The following is a 7,908-nucleotide window of genomic DNA, read 5'->3' as shown; positions in this document are numbered from 1 at the left end:
CTCATTCCCACGATCACTCTTCTCATTCCCACGATCACTCTTCTCATTCCCACGATCACTCTTCTCATTCCCACGATCACTCTTCTCATTCCCACGATTTGATCAATAATATCGAGGGTTTTACCTCAGTTTCATATGAGACATTTGAACCATTTTCTTTAAGGAAGTTTCAATATTTCTTAGATAATCAAATCTCACAAAATGTATTTAGAGCAAAAGGAATATTATGGTTTATGGAAAGTGAAAGAAAACACATTTTTCACCTATCTGGAAAGCGGTTTTCTCTAGATGATGAGGAATGGACAAAAGAAAAATCTAACAAGATAGTATTAATTGGGAAAAACTTAGATCACCAAACTATTAAAAATCAACTGTCATCATGTAGATTTAATTCAGATTAGAGTTCATATTAGGATTTAATTAATTTTTGAAAATACTTATTAAAGGATTTAAAAAAGCAGTAACCGAATTAAAACTTTTTTATTTTATTTCGTTTATTGTTGCACTCTTAGTAATCATTCCAATTTCCAATTTTCTTCTTGAAGGAGTTCAATATGTTGTAAGTGGAAATTTTTCATTAGGTATTGCTGGAGGAGAAGAGGTATTAGAGACTTTAAAAGTTTTAGTACTGACAAGTTTTTTTGGAGGAGGATTAGGCACTTTGAATGGATGGTTACTTTCAAATTGTGATTTTAAGTTCAGAAAAGTTCTCCGTATTTGTCAGCTAGTTCCACTAGCTGCCCCAGCATATCTAATAACAGCTGTTTTGCAGGATTTAGGAAGTATTTTTGGGTATCAAGTAACTGGTTTATGGTGGGGGGTATTAATACTTTCAATTTCTACTTATCCATATGTATTCATTCTTGCTAACGAAAGTTTTAATAAATTTGGAGTTAATCAAATCAATGCTAGTAGAGGATTAGGAGTTGGGCCATGGAGGAGCTTCTTTAAAATCGCTTTTCCAATGGCGTTACCAGCACTAATAACAGGAATAAGTTTAATGTGTATGGAAGTAATGAATGAGTTAGGTACATTTGCATTATTAAATATTCCAAGTATTTCTACAGGTATAGCCGAAAATTGGATAATTGAGGGTAATCCAAAAAGTGCTATTGGACTATCTTTGGTAGCCTTATTAATAATTTTCACTTTAATTATTTTTGAAAAATTCTCGAGAAGAAAATCAAAGAGGTGGAGTGAAAATCCTGCATCAAAAGATTCTCAAGGATGGGAATTAAACAAAACTAGAGCTTTTTTAGCAATAATCATATCTTTATTTCCTCCAATTTTCTCTTTTGGAATTCCATGTTTTTGGGTTCTGCTCAATATCGATCAAATTCAAAAAGGGTTATCTATAGAATTACTTACCCTATCATTCAGGACCATAAGTCTAGGATTTTTTACTGCATTAATGACAATGTTATTCTCCTTAATAATTTCCTTAGCAAGACGACCAAATAAAAGCTTATTACTAGGACTAATAACAAACCTTGCGGGAATAGGTTACGCAATTCCAGGCACTGTATTAGCTTTATCTTTAATAAGCATTTCTTCTTCAAAATTTAATTTTATTGCTATTTGCTTACTAATTTGGGGTTATCTTGTCCGATTTCTAACTATCTCTAAGGGTTCTATTGATTCAAGTCTTGAGAGAATTTCTCCTAGTCTTGATGAAGCAGCACTTGGACTAGGAGAGAATTGGCTGGGGATCATCAAAAGAATTCATCTACCTCTTCTCCAAGGACCAATATTCGTAGGATCACTTTTAGTTTTTGTAGACACGATAAAAGAATTACCCATAACCTTTATTTTAAGACCATTCGATTTCGATACATTATCTGTGAGGATATATCAATATGCTGGAGATGAAAGAATGGTAGAGGCAATATTACCAGCCATTCTTATCATGACTCTAGGCCTTATTGCTTCATTTACATTGATACCAAGTTTAGAGAAAAAAAACTAAATTCTTTTATAAAGTTTTCTTATTAAGAAAGGTAGGCTTAAGAACAAATCTGCCGAGGTAGATATAACCCTAAAATAAACTAAACTAATGATAATTATATTTTGTGGAATACTTTTGCCAACAAATAAAAGGAGGCAAGCCTCAAAAACGCCAACTCCTCCTGGAGCTGCTGGGACTACCAAGCCTAAAGACCATGACAAAGAAAAGATTACTAATAAAAATATGATGTTCAGAGTATTACTTGTATAAAAAGTATTTAAGCAAATATAAAACCCAATAAATTTAGATAAAACAAATCCAATTTCAAGAAATAAAGCTCTAGTAGGGAAAAATGAAATTATATTTATTCTCTCTTCAAATTGGTCCTTTGAATTTGGAAGTCTCAAGACCTCAAATACTTTTCCCTTAAGAGACCCTAATATTTTTAATATCAGAAAAATAAATTTTCTATTCAGGAATACCAAAGGAACAATTAAAAAAATATAAAATGGCGAAAAAATCAATCCCATCGATGCCAAGAGAAAAGATCCACTCAACATAAAATAAGGTTCTATAAGTGTCGAATACAAAGCAATCTGAGGATTACTTATTTTTTTTATAAAATTAAATCTTTCAACAAAATGCCAAACCCCTCCTGGAACATATTTAAGAATATTGGTTAAAACATAGAAGGAAACTAAATTATTACTTTTAAATTCTTTCCCGAACCATTTAACAATATATTTCCATGCATAAGCGTTCAGATAAATACTTAAAACACAAAATAAAAATGATAAAGATAGATTAATTCCATTTCTTTCTAAATTGATATCAAAAGAAATTTGATCAATATTATCAAAAAAATAGATGCAAAAATATAACAAGCTTGAAATAAAGAAAATACTCTTTAAACCACCAAAATTAATTTTTTTAAGGAATTTCAAATATCGTTGATTACTTATATTAAATCTCATTTCCAGTTTTCAAATGCTTTAAATTTTTTACTTGACTCTTTTATTATTTTTCTTATTTCGTAAGTTGATATTTTATGCTTTAATTTTAATCTCAAAACCTCATCATTTTCTGGTTTCATATTTATTGATCCATCTGGTTTCAAAGTTTGTTTAACTTTTATATTTCCAAAAGTCGTTGAACATTCTCCTCTACGTCTAAGTAATATCCACCTAGATTGGGTCCTTTCACGAACCCCAATAGTGTTGGAATAATCAAACCATAATCGCCTAAAAAATTCTTTTTTCTCTATGGGCAAGATTGCTTGAATAGAAAATCCAATTCTATTTTTTTTCATATTGATAGCTTGATAGGAAACGTCGTAAGCTCCCTCAATTCTCAGTTTCTCCACAAAATTAGATATATCTTCGGGTGTTTGGTCATCAATCCATGCTTCTTGAATAGATATCTCTTCACACTTTGGACTAATTTGTTCATTATCGTTAATAGAAGAATCCTCAAATGAAGTAATTTTATAAACTCTTACCAAATTAGGGAATGGAAATTTTAGGTTACCAATGCCTACTCCATAAGAGTTAATAGAATATTTTGAAGGAGGTTCTAGATAGTCGACTAAATTAGCAAGTAAAGCAATGCCAGTTGGTGTTGAGAGTTCACCCTCTATTGAGTCAAGGCTTGATAAAACCTTAATATTTTTTTGTCTTATTAGCTCTATTACAGCAGGAGGTGGTACAGATAATTTTCCATGTTCAGTTTGAACAAAACCTTTCCCCAACATTGGTTCATTACAATAAACCCTCTTTGGATTTAAGTAATTCAATGCAGCACATACTCCAATGATATCCACCAATGAATCTATAGCTCCAATTTCATGAAAATGAACATCATCAGATTTAATGCCATGAACTTTTCCTTCCGCAATTGCTAAAGATTCAAATACTTCATAAATTATTTTTTTTAATTTATCTTCTAAGTGGCCATTTAAAATAAGTTCCTTAATACTTCTCCAAGTTCTTTTGATAGGACTACAATCAATATTCTCAACCTTTGCCTTGATGCCTCGGATTGAACAACTTTTTGATTCTTTAAAGTTTAGTTGATATAGATCCTTTAATCCAAGATCAATAAGTGGCTGTTCAATAACTTTTTTAGGCACCCCTAAATCATAAAAAGCTCCTAACAACATATCTCCAGAGATACCAGGAGAACATTCAATTAAAACATCATCCATAAATCAAAGATTTCTTAACTGGTAAAATTGCGGTGGAAATCAACCTTTCATTCTAGTTATTTTTAGAAAGATTTTTTTCAATCACTTCGTACTTTATTAATTTCAAAGAATTTCCATCTCTGTTGATATCTAAACTTACAAAGCTATGCAGAAGTTCAAGAGAAAGCTCTCCTTTTATGACTAATTTAAAATTTTTATTTTTTAAATTTTTTGACTTTATAGCAGGGCAGATTTTAATAACAATTTCTTTCTTTTGAGTGTTGACAAAAACTAATTCTCCTCTAACAGAAAAATAATTGTCTTTTAGATCTAATTCTTCTAATAATTTTGAGAAGTTAGTTTTTGAAGAATCATTAGGGAAATCATTCAGTTGATAGGGATCCCATATGCCTGCAACCTGTAAATGCAAGTTTTGAGTATTTTTATTCTTTGGATAAACAATCCAATAATAACTTTTCTTTAAATCAATATGCTTTTTTAAAAGTGATAATGCTTTACCTAGTACTACTGTTTCAATTTTTTCGCCTTTATTATCAATTAAAAAGCCTCTATTTAATTGCTCACTACTAAGGGGAGTGAATTTACCATTAATAATACCGATTGCTCTGTGCTGTAATTGGTTAGTAACTTTTGGGATAGGGTTTTTTAACATATTAAAAATTTGAAAATAACAATTTATCGTATTAAATTTCTTAATTTTCCTCCAAACTATTAAAAGACTTTAACGCATCGTCAATTGCATCAGAAGGATCAGTCGCATCATTCATACTATTTTGTCTCCGAATCATTTCCACAAGTTCAAAAGGATTAGTTGGAAGAGCTGAACTATCATCTTCTGTTTTAGTTGAGGTATCGATTTCTAATTCTTCAAATAAATATTCAGCATTTAGGTAGTCTCTTTTTAATGAAGTTAGTAAAGTAAAAAAAATTAAAAAAGTTATGGATTTATAAAGGCTTTTGCAAAAATAATTTTTCATTTTATTTAATTTCAAAATTCTTTAACGCCAAAATTTTTTGCTATTTTAATTTTACATAATTTGGTAGAAATTTGTTAATAGCAACTTGGAATGTTAACTCTATAAGAACCAGACTTTCACAAATAATAGATTGGATTAATCAAACCAATCCAGATATTCTATGTTTGCAGGAAACAAAAGTGATGGATGATAGTTTCCCTGTTGAACCTTTTGAAAAATTAGGATACTCAGTAGAGGTCTACGGGCAAAAATCATACAATGGTGTAGCTATTATTTCTAAAATAAAGCCAGAAAATGTTAAAAAAGGATTTTACGGTTGTACGGACTTTGATCAAAATATCGAAATTTTCCTAGATCAAAAAAGATTGATTTCTGCTGATATTAATGGCATTAAAATCATAAATGTCTATGTTCCAAATGGATCTTCTCTAGAATCTAGTAAGTTCGAATACAAAATTAATTGGTTAAATTGTTTAGCTTCATTTTTGGATGAGCAAGAAAAAAAAGGAGAATTAATTTGTCTTATGGGTGATTTTAATGTTGCTCCATCTAACTTGGATATTCATGATCCAAAGAAATATGAAGGAGGAATAATGGCATCTGAGATAGAGAGAAATGCACTAAATAATGTTCTGAAAAAAAGATTAATAGATTCGTTCAGGATTTTTGAACAAAATACTGGCCATTGGAGTTGGTGGGATTACCGTAATAACGCATTTGAATTAAATAAAGGTTGGAGAATAGACCATATATATATCAGCAAAGAACTGTCATCAAAACTTAAAAGTTGTGTCATAGACAGCTCACCTAGAGGTAATTTGCGTCCAAGTGATCATGCCCCAGTAATGATAGATCTTAACTTAAACGAAATAAATGTAGATTTTTTTGAGGATGAGGATAATTTCTTCGAAATATAAATAAAATAAATTGAATTTCTTTAATGCTTGAAAACGCTTATTAATAAAGAGTTATCTAAAGTAATATTGTTTTTTATCATGATTTCTTTAAAATTAATAATTTACAATCCAAACTATCGCAATAAAAATATCATAATGTAGAATTTCAATCTGATTGACAAAATTTTTACTTATTTCTAATTTAGAACATGACAAGATTTTTCTCAAAACATCATTTAGCTAAATTGTGACTGACATATTAAATTACACCAAATCAGAAGAAATTTTCTCTGCCGCCCAACAACTAATGCCAGGAGGAGTAAGCTCTCCAGTAAGAGCTTTTAAGTCTGTAGGAGGCCAGCCAATTGTTTTTGATAGAGTCAAAGGTCCTTTTGCTTGGGATATTGATGGAAATAGATATATTGACTATATAGGAAGCTGGGGGCCGGCTATATGTGGACATGCCCACCCTGAAGTTACAACGGCATTACAGGAAGCAATTGAGAAAGGCACGAGCTTTGGTGCTCCATGCGTTCTAGAGAACAAACTTGCTGAAATGGTAATAGATGCAGTCCCATCTGTAGAAATGGTTAGATTTGTTAATAGTGGAACTGAAGCATGCATGGCTGTTTTGAGACTTATGCGAGCATTTACTGGAAGAGATAAAGTTATTAAATTTGACGGTTGCTATCACGGTCATGCAGATATGTTTTTAGTGAAAGCAGGATCAGGTGTAGCCACTCTAGGTTTACCAGATTCTCCAGGTGTTCCACGGACAACAACTGCCAACACACTTACTGCTCCCTACAATGACCTTGAAGCAGTAAAAAAATTATTTTCTGAAAATCCTGATGCCATTTCGGGGGTTATTCTTGAGCCTATCGTTGGTAATGCTGGATTTATTACTCCAGAACCTGGATTCTTGGAGGGATTAAGGGAATTAACCACTGAGAATGGATCCTTATTAGTTTTTGACGAAGTAATGACTGGATTCAGAATAAGTTATGGAGGAGCTCAAGAAAAGTTTGGGGTTACTCCTGATTTAACCACCCTTGGGAAAGTAATTGGTGGAGGCCTACCTGTTGGAGCTTATGGAGGCAAGAAAGAAATAATGTCAATGGTAGCCCCTTCAGGGCCGGTATACCAAGCAGGCACTTTGAGCGGCAATCCACTAGCAATGACTGCTGGAATAAAAACTCTTGAACTGCTCAAACAAGATGGTACTTACGATAAACTTGATTCAACAACTTCTAGATTAATTGAAGGGATAATTCAGTCTGCAGAAAATAACGGTATTGCTATTAACGGTGGAAGTGTAAGCGCTATGTTTGGATTTTTCTTATGCGATGGGCCAGTTAGAAACTTTGATGAAGCCAAAACAAATGATGCCGAACTTTTTGGTAAGTTGCATAGAGAAATGCTTCGACGAGGAATTTACCTAGCGCCAAGTCCCTTCGAAGCTGGTTTCACATCACTAGCTCACAGCGAAGAAGAAATTGATAAAACTATCGAGGCTTTTGACGAATCTTTTAATGCAATAAAAAAATAATCATTTACTCGTATTTACTCAAAGAAAAAATAAGTAAATGATTAAATCTTTAGAAAGATTATTTCTAAAATTATCTTCTACCACCAACTATCACTGGGGGCGTACCTCCTGCTGAACCTGGTAAGCCAGGAACAACTTGTGTACTACCATCCCATTTGTCGAGAAATAATTTGAAAAGTACTTGATCGTCGAGACTTCTATTTAATGTCTCATATCTAAGTGCTTCTTGTTCAGCAATTTCAACTTCAGTCTTTGCTCTTAGTAATTGCTGACCAGCTATTTGCTTTTGTTCAATCGCAGCTCTATATTCTTCAGCGATCTCCAATCCAGTAAGATCT

Annotated in this window: 8 protein-coding genes and 1 pseudogene; 4 read left to right on the top strand and 5 right to left on the bottom strand. The window is 32.0% G+C overall.

Features of this window, described 5'->3' with window-relative positions:
- Together MK115_RS08655 and MK115_RS08650 are read left to right on the top strand one after the other, a co-directional pair.
- Positions 1 to 401, top strand: a 401-nt coding sequence (locus MK115_RS08655; RefSeq protein ID WP_287610769.1) for a CobW C-terminal domain-containing protein, incomplete at its 5' end; no start/stop codon positions are given.
- 26 nt (positions 402 to 427) lie between these two features.
- Positions 428 to 1,966 (top strand): ABC transporter permease, encoded by a 1,539-nt coding sequence (locus MK115_RS08650; RefSeq protein ID WP_287610768.1) that lies wholly within the window; start codon positions 428 to 430, stop codon positions 1,964 to 1,966.
- On the opposite strand, the gene MK115_RS08645 is transcribed toward MK115_RS08650, so the two are convergent.
- The 4 genes from MK115_RS08645 to MK115_RS08630 are packed head-to-tail and all read right to left on the bottom strand — an operon-like array spanning position 1,963 to position 5,125.
- Positions 1,963 to 2,919 carry a hypothetical protein gene (locus MK115_RS08645; RefSeq protein WP_287610767.1) on the bottom strand — a complete coding sequence of 319 codons (957 nt, stop codon included), beginning with the start codon at positions 2,917 to 2,919 and terminating at the stop codon, positions 1,963 to 1,965. The genes MK115_RS08650 and MK115_RS08645 overlap by 4 nt on opposite strands.
- Positions 2,916 to 4,148, bottom strand: a complete 1,233-nt coding sequence (gene larC, locus MK115_RS08640; RefSeq protein WP_287610766.1) for a nickel pincer cofactor biosynthesis protein LarC — start codon at positions 4,146 to 4,148, stop codon at positions 2,916 to 2,918. Before larC ends, MK115_RS08645 begins: the two co-directional genes overlap by 4 nt.
- Before the next feature lie 52 nt (positions 4,149 to 4,200).
- On the bottom strand, positions 4,201 to 4,800 hold the full coding sequence (patR, locus tag MK115_RS08635) for a heterocyst master regulator PatR (protein WP_287610765.1): 600 nt from the start codon (positions 4,798 to 4,800) through the stop codon (positions 4,201 to 4,203).
- A gap of 40 nt (positions 4,801 to 4,840) precedes the next feature.
- Positions 4,841 to 5,125 (bottom strand): hypothetical protein, encoded by a 285-nt coding sequence (locus MK115_RS08630; RefSeq protein ID WP_287610764.1) that lies wholly within the window; start codon positions 5,123 to 5,125, stop codon positions 4,841 to 4,843.
- 71 nt (positions 5,126 to 5,196) lie between these two features.
- On the opposite strand from MK115_RS08630, the gene xth reads away from it, so the two are divergent.
- Positions 5,197 to 6,042, top strand: a complete 846-nt coding sequence (xth, locus tag MK115_RS08625) for an exodeoxyribonuclease III (RefSeq protein ID WP_287610763.1) — start codon at positions 5,197 to 5,199, stop codon at positions 6,040 to 6,042.
- A gap of 226 nt (positions 6,043 to 6,268) precedes the next feature.
- Entirely contained in the window at positions 6,269 to 7,570 is a 1,302-nt protein-coding gene (hemL, locus tag MK115_RS08620; protein ID WP_287610762.1) for a glutamate-1-semialdehyde 2,1-aminomutase, read from the top strand.
- 70 nt (positions 7,571 to 7,640) lie between these two features.
- On the opposite strand, the pseudogene MK115_RS08615 reads toward hemL, so the two are convergent.
- Positions 7,641 to 7,908 (bottom strand): annotated as a pseudogene (locus tag MK115_RS08615) (prohibitin family protein); the annotation flags it as partial.

The sequence above is a fragment of the Prochlorococcus sp. ALOHA_ZT_50 genome, from assembly GCF_022447305.1.
GTDB lineage: Bacteria > Cyanobacteriota > Cyanobacteriia > PCC-6307 > Cyanobiaceae > Prochlorococcus_A.
The sequence above is the reverse complement of the archived record's forward strand: the minus strand, read 5'-3'. Positions and strand labels throughout refer to the sequence as shown.

Excerpts from the sequence above, each read along its gene's own strand:
- patR (WP_287610765.1), bottom strand. The coding sequence starts at position 4,800 with ATGTTAAAAAACCCTATCCCAAAAGTTACTAACCAATTACAGCACAGA.
- MK115_RS08630 (WP_287610764.1), bottom strand. The coding sequence starts at position 5,125 with ATGAAAAATTATTTTTGCAAAAGCCTTTATAAATCCATAACTTTTTTA.
- larC (WP_287610766.1), bottom strand. The coding sequence starts at position 4,148 with ATGGATGATGTTTTAATTGAATGTTCTCCTGGTATCTCTGGAGATATG.
- MK115_RS08645 (WP_287610767.1), bottom strand. The coding sequence starts at position 2,919 with ATGAGATTTAATATAAGTAATCAACGATATTTGAAATTCCTTAAAAAA.